Origin of the sequence: Azoarcus indigens (assembly GCF_004361735.1) — a bacterium.
GTDB lineage: Bacteria > Pseudomonadota > Gammaproteobacteria > Burkholderiales > Rhodocyclaceae > Azoarcus > Azoarcus indigens.
Window position 1 is genome coordinate 384,188 of record NZ_SNVV01000001.1, and the last position, 16,022, is coordinate 400,209.

The following is a 16,022-nucleotide window of genomic DNA, read 5'->3' on the forward strand; positions in this document are numbered from 1 at the left end:
AACGGAAAACAAAGAGACGAGGCCGGACAATACCTGCCTATGCAGTGAATGGCAAGCCAGCCATTAGCTGGCTATGTGAGCCTCCTCACACATGCGCGACGATGAAGGCCTTCACCGCCTCCACGTCCGGCGCCATCACCTCCACCCGCTGCGGCAGGGTTTCGATGCCGGCGAGGTCGGCCGGGCGCTCCGGTTCCTGGTCCAGCGCTTCGCGGATGGTCTCGGCGAACTTCACCGGCAGCGCGGTTTCCAGCACCAGCAGCGGTACGTCGGCCGGCAGCGACGGCAGTTGCTCGAAGGCAACCTTGAGACCGTCGGCGGTGTGGGTATCCACCATGGTGGCGTAATCGGCGTAGACCTTGCGAATGGTGGCCAGGCGGTCGGCATGGGTGCTGCGGCCGGAGGCGAAGGCGAAGTCGCCCAGGCGGCCGAAGTGCGGCGTGCTGGTGAGATCGAAGGCGCCGCCGGCATCCACCTGCTTCCACAGCGAGGCGACGATTTCAGGATTGCGGCCGACCAGGTCGTAGACGAAGCGCTCGAAGTTGGAGGCCTTAGAGATATCCATCGACGGGCTGGAGGTGACGTAGGTTTCGGCGGTCTTGCGCGGGCGGTAGATGCCGCTGCGGAAGAACTCGTCCAGCACGTCGTTCTCGTTGGTGGCGAGGATGAGCTTTGCCACCGGCAGGCCCATCTGGCGAGCGATGTGGCCGGCGCAGATATTGCCGAAGTTGCCCGAGGGCACGCAGAAGGCGACCTGCTGGTCGTTGTTCCCGGTGGCGGCGAAGTAGCCCTTGAAGTAATAGACGATCTGCGCCGCGACCCGCGCCCAGTTGATGGAGTTGACCGCGCCGATCTTGTACTTCGCCTTGAAGGCGTGGTCGTTGGACACCGCCTTCACGATGTCCTGGGCGTCGTCGAACATGCCGGTGACGGCGATGTTGTGGATGTTGTCGTCCTGCAACGAGTACATCTGCGCACGCTGGAAGGCGCTCATCTTGCCGTGGGGTGAGAGCATGAACACCCGCACGCCGTGCTTGCCGCGCATGGCGTACTCGGCGGCGGAGCCGGTGTCGCCGGAGGTGGCGCCGAGGATGTTGATGGTCTCGCCACGCTTGTCGAGCACGTACTCGAACAGGTTGCCGAGCAGCTGCATCGCCATGTCCTTGAAGGCCAGCGTGGGGCCGTTGGACAGCTCCAGCAGGCCGAGGCGGCCCTGCTCCAGCCAGCGCACCGGGGTGATGTCGGCCGGGTCGTCGCCGGCACGGGCGTGGCGATAGGTGTCGGCGGTGTAGGTCTTGTCGCAGATGGCCTTGAGATCGGCCGCCGGGATGTCGGTGATGAACTTGGACAGGATGGCGAAGGCCAGCTCGGCGTAGGACAGCGAGCGCCAGGCGTCCAGTTCAGCCCGCGTCACCTGCGGATAGGTTTCCGGCAGGTAGAGGCCGCCGTCCGGCGCCAGGCCGCCAAGCAGGATGTCGCAGAACTGGGGGTTGGCGGGCTGGCCGGCGTGGCCGCGGGTGGAGATGTACTTCACGGAACGATCCTCGGAGTCGGAAGGAAGGGAACGCGGCCTGCGCCGGCGTCCGGGGCACCGTCGCGGTGCAAAGGCGGAATTCTAGCGGGTAGCGCCGGCGGGTAGTTGTTTGCCGTTTCGCCCGCCAGCAAGCCGCGGGTGCCGCTCCCGCGGCCAGCCAGCGTTTACACTGCGCCCTGCCCGCTTCCCGCCCATGCCATGACCCGTTACGAAAGCCTCGCCCTGGAAACCGAGCAGCGCATCCGCGACGGCCTGCTGCGCGCCGGCGAGCGCCTGCCCTCGGTGCGCAAGGCCTGCCACAGCCTGCGGCTGAGCCCGTCCACCGTGCTCAAGGCTTACTACCTGCTGGAGAGCCGCGGGCTGATCGAGGTGCGGCCGCAGTCCGGCTACTACGTGAAGGCGCGGCTCTCGCGGCCGCTGCCGGAGCCGGAGATGACGCGGCCGCCGGCCACCTCCACCGCGTTGGAGGTGAGCGACTTCATCTTCGAGATCCTGGAGTCGGTGAAGGACCCGGCGGTGGTGCCGCTGGGCTCCAGCTTCCCCAGCCCCTTCCTCTTTCCGCTGGCCCGGCTCGGCCGCTTCCTCGCTGCCGCCGCCCGGCACATGGACCCGCTGGCCACCGTCACCGACCTGCCGCCGGGCAACGAAGAGCTGCGGCGGCAGATCGCCCTGCGCTACCTCGCCCACGGCGGCGCGCTGTCGCCGGACGAGATCGTCATCACCTCCGGCGCCATGGAAGCGCTCAACCTCTGTCTGCAGGCGCTGACCCGGCCGGGCGACCTGGTGGTGGTGGAATCGCCCAGCTTCTACGCCGGCCTGCAGGCGATAGAGCGGCTGGGGCTGCGGGTGGTGGAGATCCCCACCCATCCGCGCGACGGCATCAGCCTGCCGGCGCTGGCCGAGGCTCTGCAGCGCCATCCGGTGAAGGCCTGCCTGCTGATGGCGAATTTCCAGAACCCGCTCGGCAGCCTGATGCCGGAGGCGCACCGGCGCGAACTCGTCGCCCTGCTCGCCCGCCACCAGGTGCCGCTGGTGGAAGACGACACCTATGCCGAGCTCTACTTCGGCAAGGAGGCGCCGCTGGCGCTGAAGTCGCTGGACCGCCAGGGGCTGGTGCTGCATGTCTCCAGCTTCTCCAAGAGCCTGGCGCCCGGCTACCGCATCGGCTGGGTGGCGGCCGGCCGCTACGCCCGCGCCATCCAGCGCCTCAAGCTCGCCACCAGCCTCGCAACCACGGTGCCGGTGCAGATCGCCCTGGCCGATTTCATGCGCCAGGGTGCTTTCGACACCCACCTGCGCCGGCTGCGCGGCGCGCTGGAGCTGCAGGAGGCCGACATGGCCGCCGCGGTGGAGCGCCACTTCCCGCCCGGCACCCGGATGACGCGGCCGCGCGGCGGCTACTTCAGCTGGGTGGAGCTGCCGGCTGGCAGCGACGCGTTGGCGTTGCACCGCGCCGCCCTCGCCCACGGCATCAGCATCGCCCCCGGGCCCATCTTCTCCGCCAAGCGGGAATACGGCCACTGCATCCGCCTCAACTTCGGTCACCCCTGGTCCGCCCCGCTGGAGCAGGCGATGGCCACCCTGGGCCAGCTCGCCGCGGAAGCCCCCTCCGCGCCGGCCTGACGCCTCGACGACGCCGGCCCGGCGCTTGATATTCCGCGCCGCCGCAGCCATTTAAAGGGAGACGGGAATTCCCCGGTTTGCCGCAGGGAGTCTGAACATGCAGTTCCAGGACTACTACCAGGCGCTGGGAGTGAGTCGGGAAGCCAGCGCGGAGGACATCAAGAAGGCTTTCCGCAAGCTCGCGCGCAAATACCATCCGGACGTCTCCAAGGAGCCGGATGCCGAGCAACGCATGAAAGAGGTCAACGAGGCCTATGCGGTGCTGTCCGACCCGCAGCGCCGCGCGGCCTACGACCAGCTGTCGCAGGGCCGCCGGCCGGGCGAGGATTTCCGCCCGCCGCCGGATTGGGACGCCGGCTTCGAGTTCTCCGGCGGCTCGCCCTTCGGCAACGCCGACTTCAGCGACTTCTTCGCCGAGCTGTTCGGCCGCATGAATGCCGGCGCCGCCGGCAGCCCCGGCGGGCGCCACCGCGGCGAGGACCACCACGCCCGGGTGGTGCTGGACCTGGAGGACAGCTTTACCGGCGCCACCCGGCAGATCTCGCTGCGCGTGCCGGAGCTGACCGCCGACGGCCACGTCGCCCTGCGCACCCGCACGCTGGAGGTGCGCATACCCCGCGGTGTGCGCGAAGGGCAGATCATCCGCCTCGCTGGCCAGGGCGCGCCCGCCTTTGGCAACGCGCCGGCCGGCGACCTGCTGCTGGAGGTGAGCTTCCGTCCGCATCCGCGCTTCCGTGCCGAGGGCCGCGACCTGCACCTCGGCCTGCCGGTGGCGCCCTGGGAAGCGGCGCTGGGCGCGGTAGTGGAAGTGGCGCTGCCGGAGAGCGCGCTGAAGGTGCGCATTCCCGCCGGCGCCCAGCACGGCCGCCAGCTCAGGGTGCGCGGCAAAGGCCTGCCCGGCGATCCACCCGGCGACCTGCTGCTGGATCTGCGCATCGTGCTGCCGCCGGCGGACACCCCGCAGGCGAAGGCGCTGTATGAAACCATGGCGCGGGACATGGCTTTCGACCCGCGCGCCGAAGCGAGGAGCTGACCATGCACAACGACAAGGACATCCCCACCGGCAGCCCGCTGGAGGACTGCTGGCTGCCGCTGGAACAGGTGGCGGCGGCCTGCGCGGTAGAGCCGGAATGGCTGCTGCGCCACATCGAGGACGGCCTCTTCGTCGGCATGGCCAGCGTCGGCGGCACCTGGCGCTTCTCCACCGTCGGCCTCGCCCGCGCCCGGCGCATGCGCGAACTGGAACGCAACTTCGACGCGGTGCCGGAACTCGCCGCGCTGGTGGCCGATATGCTGGAGGAGATGGACCGGTTGCGCGCCCGTTTGCGCCGCGCCGGGCTGACCTGAGCCGCGCGAGGGCGCAGGCGCCGCCGGACAGGGCAGTACGGGCGAGCACTTGGAAGATGGCCCCGTAGCCCCAATCTGCAGGCTACCGGCGTCAGCGAGCCATGACATCACCCGCCGGCCAGGAGCCCCGATGAACGACAAACTGCACCTCGCTTGCCCCCATTGCGCCGCCATCAACCGCCTACCGGCGCATCGGCTCAGCCAGCAGCCGGCCTGCGGCAGCTGCCACCAGCCGCTGTTCACCGGCCAGCCGCTGGCGCTGGAGGAGAATGACTTCGACCGCCACCTGCAACGGGAAGAGATACCGCTGCTGGTGGATTTCTGGGCCCCCTGGTGTGGCCCCTGCCGCAGCATGGCGCCGGCCTTCGCCGCCGCTGCGGCCACGCTGGAGCCCGCCTTCCGCCTCGCCAAGGTGGATACCGAGGCCGTGCCGCAGTTGGCCGCCCGCTTCGGCATCCGCAGCATTCCCACGCTGATCCTGTTCCGCCACGGCCGCGAAGTGGCACGCCAGGCCGGCGCCATGGGAACGGCGGATATCGTGCGCTGGGCGCGCAGCCAGGGCTGAAGCCGTTCGCAGAATGGTCCACTTCTCGCTGCCGCCCCGGGAGTGCAGATGAACCGTCCCCCCAGCCCCGCCGCCCGCGTCCTGCAACTGCTGGCACTGGTCGGCGTGCTCCTGCTGCTGTGGCAGGGCTATGCCCTGCTGAGCACGCCGACGGCCGAACCCCGTGCCATCACTGCTCGGGGCGACCTCGCCGCCGACGAGCAGGCCAGCATCGCCTTGTTCGAGAACAGCCGGAATTCGGTGGTCTACATCACCACCCGCAGCCAGGTGCGGGACCCGTGGACGCGCAACGTCTTCTCGGTGCCGCGCGGCACAGGCTCCGGCTTCATCTGGGACGAGGACGGCCATGTGGTGACCAATGTCCACGTCATCCAGGGCGCCAGCGAAGCCATGGTGAAACTGGCCGATGGCCGCGACTACCGGGCGGTGCTGGTCGGCGCCAGCCCGGCGCATGACATCGCGGTGCTGCGCATCGCCACCGGCTTCCAGCGCCCGCGGCCGGTGCCCATAGGCAGCAGCCATGACCTGAAGGTGGGGCAAAAGGTGTTCGCCATCGGCAACCCCTTCGGCCTGGACTGGACGCTCACCACCGGCATCGTCTCCGCGCTGGACCGCTCGCTGGACGGCGGCGACGGCAACACCATCTCCCATCTGATCCAGACCGACGCCGCCATCAACCCCGGCAACTCCGGCGGCCCGCTGCTGGATTCCGCCGGCCGGCTGATCGGCATCAACACCGCCATCTACAGCCCCAGCGGCGCCAGCGCCGGCATCGGCTTCGCGGTACCGGTGGACACGGTGAACCGGGTGGTGCCGGAGCTGATCGCCCGCGGCCGCTACAGCCGGCCAGCAGTGGGCGTGGAGATAGACGACACCCTCAACCGCCGGCTGGCCGCGGCTTTTGGCCGCGAGGGCGTGTTCGTGCTGCGGGTGGTGCCCGGCTCCGCCGCCGCCCAGGCCGGCCTCGCCGGCGTGCAGCTGACACCGGAAGGCGCGGTGCTGCCGGGCGACATCGTGGTCGCCATCGACGGCAAGAAGGTGGATTCGGTGGGCCGCTTCAGCGCCCGGCTGGACGACTACCGGGTCGGCGACACGGTGACGCTGACGCTGGAGCGCGATGGCAAGACGCGGGAAGTGCAGGTGGTGCTGCAGCCGGGCGGCGGTTGAGCGGCCTGGCAGCCGGCCGGGCTGCCTGGTCCGCCTGGATCGGGAATGCTCAGGCGCTTTGCGGAAATTCAGCGATTCACATCCACCACCAAGCGGCCGCGCACCCGCCCGGCCAGCAGTTCGCCGGCAAGCGGGATGGCCTCGCTGAGGCCAACCTCCCGCGTCATCACCTCCAGCAGCGCCGGATCCAGGTCGCGGGCCAGGCGTTCCCAGGCCTGCAGGCGGTCCGGCCGCGGACACATCACGCTGTCCACCCCGGCCAGGGTCACGCCGCGCAGGATGAAGGGCGCCACCGAGGCCGGCAGGTCCATGCCCTGCGCCAGGCCGCAGGCCGCCACCACGCCGCGGTAGCGCAGGCTGGCGCAGACGTTGGCCAGGGTGTGGCTGCCTACGGTGTCCACCGCCGCCGCCCAACGCTCCTTGCCCAGCGGCTTGCCCGGCGCGGATAGTTCGGCACGGTCGATGATGGCGGAAGCGCCCAGCTTCTTCAGGTAGTCCGCCTCCGCCGGCCGGCCGGTGGAGGCGACCACGGTGTAGCCCAGGCGGGCGAGCACCGCCACCGCCACGCTGCCGACGCCGCCGGCCGCGCCGGTCACCAGCACTTCGCCCCAGCCGGGCGTCACGCCGTGGCGCTCCAGCACCAGCACGCACAGCATCGCGGTATAGCCGGCGGTGCCTATGGCCATCGCCTGGCGCGGCGAGAAGGCTGCCGGCAACGGCACCAGCCAGTCGCCCTTCAAGCGCGCCTTCTGTGCCAGCCCGCCCCAATGCACCTCGCCCACGCCCCAGCCGTTGAGCACCACCTGGTCGCCCCGTTGGTACTCCGGGTGGCCGCTGTGCGTCACCGTGCCGGCAAGGTCGATGCCGGGCACCATCGGAAAACGCCGCACCACCGGGTTGGTGCCGGTGATGGCCAGGCCGTCCTTGTAATTGAGGGTGGAATAGGCGACGTCCACCATCACGTCGCCCTCGGGCAGCGCGCCCTCGTCCAGTTCCGTCAGCGCGGCGCGGTAGCCCGCTTCATCCTTGTCGATCCGGATTGCCTTGAACATCCTGCCTTCCTCCATGATGTCGCCCGGCGCCACCGGGCATCAGGCCGGCCGCTTCAGCGGCGCGGCAATGTGGCGATGAAGCCCTCGGCAAACAGGCGCAGCGCCCGCTCGCCGCCCTCCAGCTTGGCCCTCAGCACCGCGCCTTCCCAGCCAGTCCAGAAATAGGCGGCAAGACGGGCGCAGTCGGCACTCGCCGCCAGTTCGCCGGCCTCTTTCGCCGCCTCCAGGCAGCCGGCCAGCCGGCCTTCCCAGTCGGCCAGCACCGCGCGCAGGCTCTCCCGGTAGGCCTCCGGCAGCGCGGCGATCTCCTGCCCCAGGTTGCCGACCAGGCAGCCGCGGCGGAAGGCGTGGCGCGCCATGCCGGTGCAGGCGTCGTCCACGAAAGCTTGCAGCCGCGCCAGCGGCGACAGCGCCTCGTCGAGGAAATGGCGATCCAGCTTGCGGGCGAAGTAGGCGGCGTAGCGCTCTATCAGCGCCGCGCCGAAGGCTTCCTTGCTGTCGAAGTAGTAATAGAAGGAACCTTTGGGCACGCCGACGCGGCGCAGCAGTTCGTCCAGCCCGCTGGCGACGAAGCCCTTCTCGGTGAGCACCCCCAGCCCGGCGCGCAGCAGGGCTTCCCGCGTATCACGGGTGGCATCCACGCGCGGCGGGCGGCCAGGTTTGCGGCGCATCGGAGGGCTGGCGGCCGGGCCGGTCGCGCTACCCACGGGCATGTCGGTCGGGGCTGATGAGCTCATGCCCGGAATATTAGACCGATCGTCTACAAAATCAAGCCGAGGAGGCTTTTCCCTGCTGGCAAACTGTTACGCTCAGAAATCGAACAGGCTGACACTGTTACGAATCAGTGCCCGATGGTGTACTGCCGCTGCCGTTCCTCCGGCGCTCGACTCCGGCGTCCGGGCAGGCGGCGCGACGAGGAAAACACCACCATGTCAGCATCCACCAGCCGGGCCCACGACGCCCGCATCCTGTTCTACACCAAGACCGGCAAGGTCCATCCCCGCGAAGTGCGCGGCTACTACGACAGCCTGCGCTGGGCCATGGTCTGGCTCACCCAGATCGTGTTCTACGGTGCCTGCTGGCTCAGCTGGGACGGCCGCCAGGCGCTGCTGTTCGACATCGCCGAGCGCAAGTTCTACTTCTTCGGTCTGGTGCTGTGGCCGCAGGACGCGCTGCTGCTGGCCATCCTGCTCATCATCTCCGCCACCGCGCTGTTTCTGGCGACGGCGGTGGCTGGCAGGCTGTTCTGCGGCTTCGCCTGTCCGCAGACGGTCTATACCGCCATCTTCCGCTGGGTGGAGGCGCGCATCGAAGGCGACCACCTCGCCCGCATGCGCCTGGACCAGGCGCCAGCCGGCCCCCGCAAGCTGGCGCTGAAGACGGCCAAGCATGCGTCCTGGCTGGTGATTTCGCTGTGGACCGGCATTACCTTCGTCGGCTACTTCACCCCGCTGCAGGGGCTGCTGGCGGAGATAGCGCAGCTCTCGCTGGGCGGCTGGGCAGCTTTCTGGGTGGGCTTCTACGCTCTCTTCACCTATCTGCAGGCCGGTTTCGCGCGGGAGATGGTGTGCCAGCACATGTGCCCCTATTCCCGCTTCCAGGGGGTAATGATCGACGCCGACACTTCGACCGTGTCCTACGACGCCCGCCGCGGCGAACCGCGCAAGGCCAAGCGCACCGGCGGCGCGCATGGCGACTGTGTGGACTGCAGCCTGTGCGTGCAGGTGTGCCCCACCGGCATCGACATCCGCGAGGGCCTGCAGTACCAGTGCATCAACTGCGGCCTGTGCGTGGATGCCTGCGACAAGGTGATGGACAAGGTTGGCAGCCCCACCGGCCTGATCCGCTTCGCTTCCGAGCGGCAGTTGGCCGGCGGCCAGGCGAAGGCGGTGTGGCTGCGGCCGCGGGTGCAGATCTACGCCAGCCTGCTGGTGGTGTTCACCGCGCTTGGCGCATGGACGCTGTCGCAGCGCATCCCGCTGCTGGCCGACGTGCTGCGCGACCGCGCGGTGCTGTTGCAGGAGGCGGCGGACGGCAGCATAGAGAACAGCTACACGCTGAAGCTGATGAACCTGGTGGAAGCGCCGCGCCGCTTCGCGGTGACGGTGGATGGCCCGGCCGGCGCCCGCCTCGTCGGTAACAGCAGCTTCGACGTGCCGGCGGGCAGCGTGCTGCCGGTGTCGGTCACCGTGGCCGCCGCGCCGGATGCCTCACGCTCCGGCGCCCAGCCGGTGCGCTTCCATATCAGCGCGGTGGATGATCCGGCGGTGCGCATCGTCGAGCAGAGCTCCTTCCTGCTGCCGTGAGCGCCTGCCCCGCCTTCAGTGCCGCGCATCCAGCATCTCGCGCAGCGGCACTGGCAGGCGGGCACGCAGGCGGGCGACGATGGCTTCCTCGTTGCGCGTCCACAGGATGCCCAGCCAGATCACCAGCAGGCCGAGCGCGGTGAGCATGAAGGGGAAGAGCACGCTGTCCTTGAACACGTCGTAGGCGAGGTGGCCGAGGTAGAAAGAGGCGCCCAGGCCGCCGAAGACGACGAAGACCCGCCGCGCCAACGCCGCACCGATGCCTATCATCGCCAGGTTGATGCAGAAGTAGAGGAACTTGCCGAGCTCGTCATGGGAATCCATGGCGCTCAGCCCGCCCCAGAAGGCGACGACGCCGAAGAGATAGAGCCAGAAGGCGAAGTCGCGCTGCTGCCGGGTACGCACATCCACCCAGAAGGCGAACAGCGCCATCGCCAGCCCGAACCACAGCGAAACCAGCTTGCGCAGCTGCCAGTCGTAGTCGCCATCCAGGCTGAGGTAGGGCACCAGGTCCATGCTGATGTACCACAGCGTCACCGCCACCGGCATGACCATGAAAGGCAGGCGGTAGCGCCACAGCAGGATGGCGGCGGCGGCCAGCGTCGCCAGCTCCATCATCAGCCAGCGCCAGTCGATATGGGTATGGTAGGCGCGGAAAGGCCGGCCATCCGCCCACCAGCCCAGGCCCACCTGCAGCCCATATACCGCCAGCGGCACCAGCACCACGACGAAGGCGCCGGCGATGCCGGCCGGAATCGCCAGCCGCCTGTGCAGCAGGAATTCGACGAAGGCCAGGCCGGCAGCGCCATAGCCGAGCGCAATCGCCATCAGCCCCCAGCCGCCGAAGCGCTCCCAGCCCAGGTTCATGAACAGCGACATCGCGCCTATCGCCAGCATGCCGCCGAGGTAATAGAGGATGTGCGCCGCCTTGAAGCGCGGCACGTCCTGGTTGCGCGTTTCCAGGAAGCGCCACAGCGCCTCGGCCTGGCTCTCGCTCAGCACGCCAGCGGCACTCGCGTCCTGGAGCGCCTTGCGGTTCAGTTCCATCTCGTTGTTCCTCGATCTTGGAGCGGACGCGCAAGGGTAAGGCAGGAAAGCGCGGCCGCGGTGCAGGGGCCTGGGACGGCAGTTGGGATGGCCCGCTTTGGGCAATTGCCGCCGCAGGTGCGCCGCGCCCAGCCCCGCGGGCCAAGCGGTGGCGGCCGGCCCCGATGTTCAGACGCTCTTGTTCTTGCGCCCCAGCCAGCCCTTCACCGCGGCGCCGACGCCCAGCGCGGCCAGCGCGATCACCTTGGCGAACTTGGCCAGGAAGGCGCCCATCACCGCCAGCAGGCCCAGCTTCTTCGCCGCAGCGCCGCCCACCAGCGCGGCCAGGCCGTATTCGGCCACCTTGTCCACGCTGCTGTCGAAATCGCCGTAGCGCTTGCCCTCGTTGAAGCTGAGGCCGGCGAGCAACTGGCGGGCGATCGGCTTTTCCGCCTCGACGCTGGCGAGATCGGTCACCAGGTTCATCGAGTAGTAGCCTTCGCGGCCGAGCTGGTAGGTGTTGTAGTTCACCCCGGCGCCGCTGTCCTCGGCGGGGTGCTTGTCCCTCACCTCCGCCGACCACACCAGCCTGTGGGTGCTGGCGTCGTAGGCGGGCTTTTCCACCCAGCCGGCGACGACGAATTCGGCGATGCCGCGGGCAGCGCGCTGCTCGTTGGCCTGCTCGGTGCCGTCCTTGAGGTTCTGCAGCAGCTCGTCGGCATCCCAGTCCTTGGCGTCGTCGTCCTTCACATAGCCGGCGCGCTCGAAGCGCACGCTGACGAAGCCGTTCATCTGCTCGCCGATGACCAGGCCGAGGAAATCGCCGTCGGTGAGATTGCCCATGGCATGCATCAGCCGGGCTGCTTCCACCTTGGGGATGAAGGAGAAGCCGGCCGGCAGGTCGAGTGCGCCCTGGTCGCCCAGGGAAATCAGCGCCGGACCATGTTGCTGCGCCGCCGAAGCGGCCTCGGAAGCAGCTTCCAGCTCGCTGGCCTGGGAGGTCGCAGCCGCACCGGCGGGCGGGGTTTCGGCGAAAGCGGGAGATGCAAGCAGGAGGGCAAGGGAAGAAAGGCAGGCGGCCAGGCCGTTGCCGAACAGACGCAGGGACATGATGTGGAATCCGCGGGAAAAAGAAAGAGCGCCAAGAGAACAACAAAGGGGAACAGCAAGGGCGAGACAATACGCCGCCGCAATCACCGCGTCATCATGACTTTCGAGTGAAGGCCGGCTCCGCCCCTGCGCGGCGGGTTCACCCCGAGCGCATCCCTCGCCCAAAGCCCTTAGAATCGCCCGCCTCGACTTATCCTTTCCCTGGCGACCCCACCATGATCTCCAGCTTCACCCCGCCGCAACGCATCCTGATGGGCCCCGGCCCCTCCGACGTGCCGCAACGCATCCTGGACGCGATGGCGCGCCCCACCATAGGCCATCTGGACCCGGCCTTCGCCGAGCTGATGGAGCAGACCAAGACCCTGCTGCGCTACGCCTTCCAGACCGAGAACGCGCTGACCTTCCCGGTTTCCGCGCCCGGCTCTGCCGGCATGGAGATGTGCTTCGTGAACCTGGTCGAGCCGGGCGATACCGTCATCGTCTGCCGCAACGGCGTATTCGGCGGCCGCATGCTGGAGAACGTGAAGCGCTGCGGCGGCGTGCCGGTGGTGGTGGATGACGCCTGGGGCGCGGCGGTGGATCCCGCCAAGGTGCGCGCCGCCTTCGAAGCCAACCCGCAGGCGCGGATGCTGGCCTTCGTGCATGCCGAGACCTCCACCGGCGCCCAGTCCGACGCCGCGGCGCTGGCCGCCATCGCCCGCGAGTTCGGCGCCCTGACCATCATGGACTGCGTCACCTCGCTGGGCGGCACGCCGGTGCGGGTCGATGAATGGGGCATAGACGCCGCCTACTCCGGCAGCCAGAAATGCCTCTCCTGCACGCCGGGCCTGTCGCCGGTGACCTTCTCCGAGCGCGCGGTGGAACGGGTGCGCGCCCGCCGCATGCCGGTGCAGAGTTGGTTCCTGGATCTCAGCCTGGTGCTGGGCTACTGGCAGTCCGGCGGCCACCGCACCTACCACCACACCGCACCGGTGAATCCGATGTACGCGCTGCACGAAGCGCTGGTGATGCTGCGCGAGGAAGGCCTGGAGAACGCCTGGGCCCGCCACCGTGCGATGCACCTGCGACTGAAGGCGGAGCTGGAAGCGCTGGGGCTGAGCTTCGTCGTCGCCGAGCAGGATCGCCTGCCGCAGTTGAATGCGGTGCATGTGCCGGCCGGCGTGGACGAGGCCGCCATCCGCGCCCGTCTGCTGACGGAGTTCGACCTGGAGATCGGCGCCGGCCTGGGCGATATGGCCGGCAAGATCTGGCGCATCGGCCTGATGGGCCACTCCGCCCGCGAGGAAAACGTGCTGCACTGTGCGGATGCGCTGCGCCAGTGCCTGGGCGGCGAGCGCATGGCGGCCTGAGCTCAGCCTGTGCCCGCCGCCCTGCCCGGCTGAGGCCGGGCTGGCCCCGGGGCCAGCACGCAGAAACGACAACGCCGGCTTTACGCCGGCGTTGTTCCATCCACCTGCTGACGAAAGCCTCAGCCCGAACGGCTGCCGGCCTTCGCCCGCGCTGGCATCAGAGGTTTTCCAGCCGCAGCCGGGTCACCTTGCCCTGCACCACCGGCAGCGCCTCGATCTTGGCGATGGCGGCGTTGGCGTTCTTCTCCACCGTCTGGTGGGTCAGCATGATGATGTCGGTCTGGGCTTCGCCCTCGGCCGGCTCCTTCTGGATCATCGCATCGATGGAAATCTGGCTGTCGGCCAGGATGCGGGTGATGTCGGCGAGCACGCCCGGCTTGTCCTCCACCCGCAGGCGCAGGTAGTAGGAGGTCACGACCTCGTCGATCGGCAGCACGGCCACGTCCTGCATCTGGTCCGGCTGGAAGGCCAGGTGCGGCACGCGGTGCTCCGGGTCGGCGGTGTGCAGGCGGGTGACGTCCACCAGGTCGGCGATGACGGCGGAGGCGGTCGGCTCGGCCCCGGCGCCCTTGCCGTAGTACAGCGTGGCGCCGACGGCGTCTCCCTGCACCAGCACCGCGTTCATCGCGCCTTCGACGTTGGCGATCAGGCGCTTTTCCGGGATCAGCGTCGGATGCACCCGCAGTTCCACGCCTTCGTCGCGGCGGCGGGCGATGCCCAGCAGCTTGATGCGGTAGCCCAGCTGTTCGGCGTAGGCGATGTCCACCGCCTGCAGCTTGGTGATGCCTTCCACATAGGCCTTATCGAACTGCATCGGGATGCCGAAGGCGATGGCGCTCATGATGGTCGCCTTGTGCGCGGCGTCCACGCCCTCGATGTCGAAGGTGGGATCGGCTTCGGCATAGCCCAGCGCCTGGGCTTCCTTCAGCACTTCGGCAAAGGGCAGGCCCTTGTCGCGCATCTCCGACAGGATGAAGTTGGTGGTGCCGTTGATGATGCCGGCCAGCCACTGGATGCGGTTGGCCGACAGACCTTCGCGCAGCGCCTTGATGATGGGAATGCCGCCAGCGACCGCCGCCTCAAAGGCAACCATCACCCCCTTCTTCTGCGCCGCGGCGAAGATCTCGTTGCCATGCACCGCGAGCAGCGCCTTGTTGGCGGTGACGACATGCTTGCCGTTCTCGATCGCCTTCAGCACCAACTCGCGGGCAATGCCGTAGCCACCGATCAACTCGACGACGATGTCCACTTCCGGGTCGGCGACCACGGCGAAGGCATCATCGCTCAGCTTCACCTCGTCACCGGCCGCGACGCTGCGGGCCAGCTCGAGGTTCTTGTCGGCCACCGTGGTAATTCGGATCGGGCGCCCGGCGCGGCGGGTGATTTCCTCCGCATTGCGTTTGAGGACGGTGTAGGTGCCACCACCTACGGTTCCGATGCCCAGCAGGCCAACGTTGATCGGTTTCATTCAGTGCTTCCGTGTGTGTCGTTGAGAGTGATTCAGGTGCCGTGGCGCTTGCGGTAGCCGTCGAGGAAACGGGCAATGCGGCCGATGGCATCCCGCAGGTCATCCTCGTGCGGCAGGAAGACCAGGCGGAAGTGGTCGGGCTTGATCCAGTTGAAGCCGGTGCCCTGCACCAGCAGTACCCGCTCGGCCTCCAGCAACTCGGCGATGAAGGCCTGGTCGTCGGCGATCGGGTACATCTCGGGATCCAGCCGCGGGAACATGTACAGCGCCGCCTTGGGCTTGACGCAGCTGACGCCGGGAATGGCGGTGATCAGCTCGTGCGCCAGGTCGCGCTGGCGGCGCAGCCGGCCGCCGGGGCCGACCAGGTCGTCGATGCTCTGGTAGCCGCCCAGCGCGGTCTGGATGGCGTATTGGCCGGGCACGTTGGCGCACAGGCGCATCGAGGCCAGCATGTTCAGGCCTTCGATGTAGTCCTGGGCGTGGCGCTTGTCGCCGCACACCACCATCCAGCCGGCGCGGTAGCCGCAGGAGCGGTAGTTCTTGGACAAGCCGTTGAAGACGATGGTGAGCACTTCGTCCGACACCGCGGCCAGCGAGGTGTGGCTGGCGCCGTCGTACAGCACCTTGTCGTACACCTCGTCGGCGTACAGGATCAGGCCATGCTGGCGGGCGATGTCCACGATGCCGCGCAGCGTCTCTTCCGGGTACAGCGCGCCGGTCGGGTTGTTCGGGTTGATCAGCACCAATGCGCGCGTGTTCGGCGTGATGCGGCTGCGGATGTCGTCCAGGTCTGGCAGCCAGCCATTGGCTTCGTCGCACACGTAGTGCACCGGCGTGCCGCCGGACAGGCTGACCGCGGCGGTCCACAGCGGATAGTCCGGCGCCGGCACCAGCACCTCGTCGCCGGCATCCAGCAGCGCGTTCATCGCCATCACGATCAGCTCGGACACGCCGTTGCCGATGTAGATGTCTTCCAGCGTCACACCCTTGATGTGCTTCTGCTGGGTGTAATGCATGATCGCCTTGCGCGCGGCGAAAATACCCTTGGAATCGGAATAGCCGGCCGAATTCGGCAGGTTGCGGATCATGTCCAGCTGGATCTCTTCCGGCGCGTCGAAGCCGAAGGAGGCCAGGTTACCGATGTTCAGCTTGGTGATCTTGAGGCCTTCGTCCTCCATCTGCTTGGCGCGGACCAGCACCGGGCCGCGGATGTCGTAGCAGACGTCGGCGAGCTTGGCGGATTTCTTGACCGGACGCGGTACGGCGGCAGCGGCGGCGGCCTCGGCCTTGACCACCGGTTCCGTGGGTGCCATTGCCAGATTCAAAGTCTTCGCCGCATTCATGTCCGTAGGGTCCTGTGTCGTGGAGGTTTGGCACGCGTCGGTGCCGGGAAGCGCGGACCGCCTTCCGGCCGCTGCATCGCAGCTGCCGCCCCCGGCGGGCGCCGCGCGCCGGATCGGGGGAAAAGGGTGCTA

14 protein-coding genes are annotated in these 16,022 nt (G+C 68.6%); 7 read left to right on the top strand and 7 right to left on the bottom strand.

The window, feature by feature from the left end; translation table 11 throughout:
• Nucleotides 1-85 precede the first annotated feature (85 nt).
• Nucleotides 86-1,534, bottom strand: coding sequence for a threonine synthase (gene thrC, locus C7389_RS01770; RefSeq protein WP_133587733.1), 1,449 nt, complete (start codon nucleotides 1,532-1,534; stop codon nucleotides 86-88).
• A 198-nt stretch (nucleotides 1,535-1,732) separates the two neighbouring features.
• On the opposite strand from thrC, the gene C7389_RS01775 reads away from it, so the two are divergent.
• The 5 genes from C7389_RS01775 (at nucleotide 1,733) to C7389_RS01795 (ending at nucleotide 6,236) form a co-directional block, all read left to right on the top strand.
• Nucleotides 1,733-3,157 (top strand): aminotransferase-like domain-containing protein, encoded by a 1,425-nt coding sequence (locus C7389_RS01775; protein ID WP_133587735.1) that lies wholly within the window; start codon nucleotides 1,733-1,735, stop codon nucleotides 3,155-3,157.
• A gap of 97 nt (nucleotides 3,158-3,254) precedes the next feature.
• A complete protein-coding gene (locus C7389_RS01780; protein WP_133587737.1) occupies nucleotides 3,255-4,190 on the top strand; it encodes a DnaJ C-terminal domain-containing protein in 936 nt (311 codons plus the stop codon).
• A gap of 2 nt (nucleotides 4,191-4,192) precedes the next feature.
• Complete coding sequence (locus tag C7389_RS01785) at nucleotides 4,193-4,504, top strand: chaperone modulator CbpM (RefSeq protein ID WP_133587738.1); 312 nt, start codon at nucleotides 4,193-4,195, stop codon at nucleotides 4,502-4,504.
• 130 nt (nucleotides 4,505-4,634) lie between these two features.
• Nucleotides 4,635-5,069 (top strand): thioredoxin TrxC, encoded by a 435-nt coding sequence (trxC, locus tag C7389_RS01790; protein WP_133587739.1) that lies wholly within the window; start codon nucleotides 4,635-4,637, stop codon nucleotides 5,067-5,069.
• A 48-nt stretch (nucleotides 5,070-5,117) separates the two neighbouring features.
• Nucleotides 5,118-6,236, top strand: a complete 1,119-nt coding sequence (locus C7389_RS01795) for a S1C family serine protease (RefSeq protein WP_133587740.1) — start codon at nucleotides 5,118-5,120, stop codon at nucleotides 6,234-6,236.
• 68 nt (nucleotides 6,237-6,304) lie between these two features.
• On the opposite strand, the gene acuI is transcribed toward C7389_RS01795, so the two are convergent.
• Together acuI and acuR are read right to left on the bottom strand one after the other, a co-directional pair.
• The gene (acuI, locus tag C7389_RS01800; RefSeq protein WP_133587741.1) at nucleotides 6,305-7,288 is read right to left on the bottom strand and encodes an acrylyl-CoA reductase (NADPH); all 984 of its coding nucleotides are present in this window, start codon (nucleotides 7,286-7,288) and stop codon (nucleotides 6,305-6,307) included.
• Nucleotides 7,289-7,341: 53 nt separating this feature from the next.
• Nucleotides 7,342-7,959, bottom strand: a complete 618-nt coding sequence (acuR, locus tag C7389_RS01805) for an acrylate utilization transcriptional regulator AcuR (protein ID WP_246034590.1) — start codon at nucleotides 7,957-7,959, stop codon at nucleotides 7,342-7,344.
• A gap of 258 nt (nucleotides 7,960-8,217) precedes the next feature.
• Between acuR and ccoG the strand changes: the two genes are divergently transcribed.
• Complete coding sequence (gene ccoG, locus C7389_RS01810; RefSeq protein ID WP_133587743.1) at nucleotides 8,218-9,594, top strand: cytochrome c oxidase accessory protein CcoG; 1,377 nt, start codon at nucleotides 8,218-8,220, stop codon at nucleotides 9,592-9,594.
• A 15-nt stretch (nucleotides 9,595-9,609) separates the two neighbouring features.
• On the opposite strand, the gene C7389_RS01815 is transcribed toward ccoG, so the two are convergent.
• Nucleotides 9,610-10,641, bottom strand: coding sequence for a DUF2157 domain-containing protein (locus C7389_RS01815; protein WP_133587744.1), 1,032 nt, complete (start codon nucleotides 10,639-10,641; stop codon nucleotides 9,610-9,612).
• A gap of 168 nt (nucleotides 10,642-10,809) precedes the next feature.
• Nucleotides 10,810-11,730 (bottom strand): DUF2167 domain-containing protein, encoded by a 921-nt coding sequence (locus tag C7389_RS01820; protein WP_133587746.1) that lies wholly within the window; start codon nucleotides 11,728-11,730, stop codon nucleotides 10,810-10,812.
• Between the two features lie 215 nt (nucleotides 11,731-11,945).
• Between C7389_RS01820 and C7389_RS01825 the strand changes: the two genes are divergently transcribed.
• On the top strand, nucleotides 11,946-13,079 hold the full coding sequence (locus C7389_RS01825; RefSeq protein ID WP_133587749.1) for a pyridoxal-phosphate-dependent aminotransferase family protein: 1,134 nt from the start codon (nucleotides 11,946-11,948) through the stop codon (nucleotides 13,077-13,079).
• Nucleotides 13,080-13,236: 157 nt separating this feature from the next.
• Here C7389_RS01825 and C7389_RS01830 read toward each other — a convergent pair whose 3' ends face one another.
• Both C7389_RS01830 and C7389_RS01835 read right to left on the bottom strand, forming a co-directional pair.
• Nucleotides 13,237-14,547 carry a homoserine dehydrogenase gene (locus tag C7389_RS01830; RefSeq protein ID WP_133587751.1) on the bottom strand — a complete coding sequence of 437 codons (1,311 nt, stop codon included), beginning with the start codon at nucleotides 14,545-14,547 and terminating at the stop codon, nucleotides 13,237-13,239.
• 32 nt (nucleotides 14,548-14,579) lie between these two features.
• Nucleotides 14,580-15,890: a pyridoxal phosphate-dependent aminotransferase gene (locus C7389_RS01835; protein WP_133587753.1), complete on the bottom strand. Its 1,311-nt coding sequence runs from the start codon at nucleotides 15,888-15,890 to the stop codon at nucleotides 14,580-14,582.
• Nucleotides 15,891-16,022: the final 132 nt, after the last annotated feature.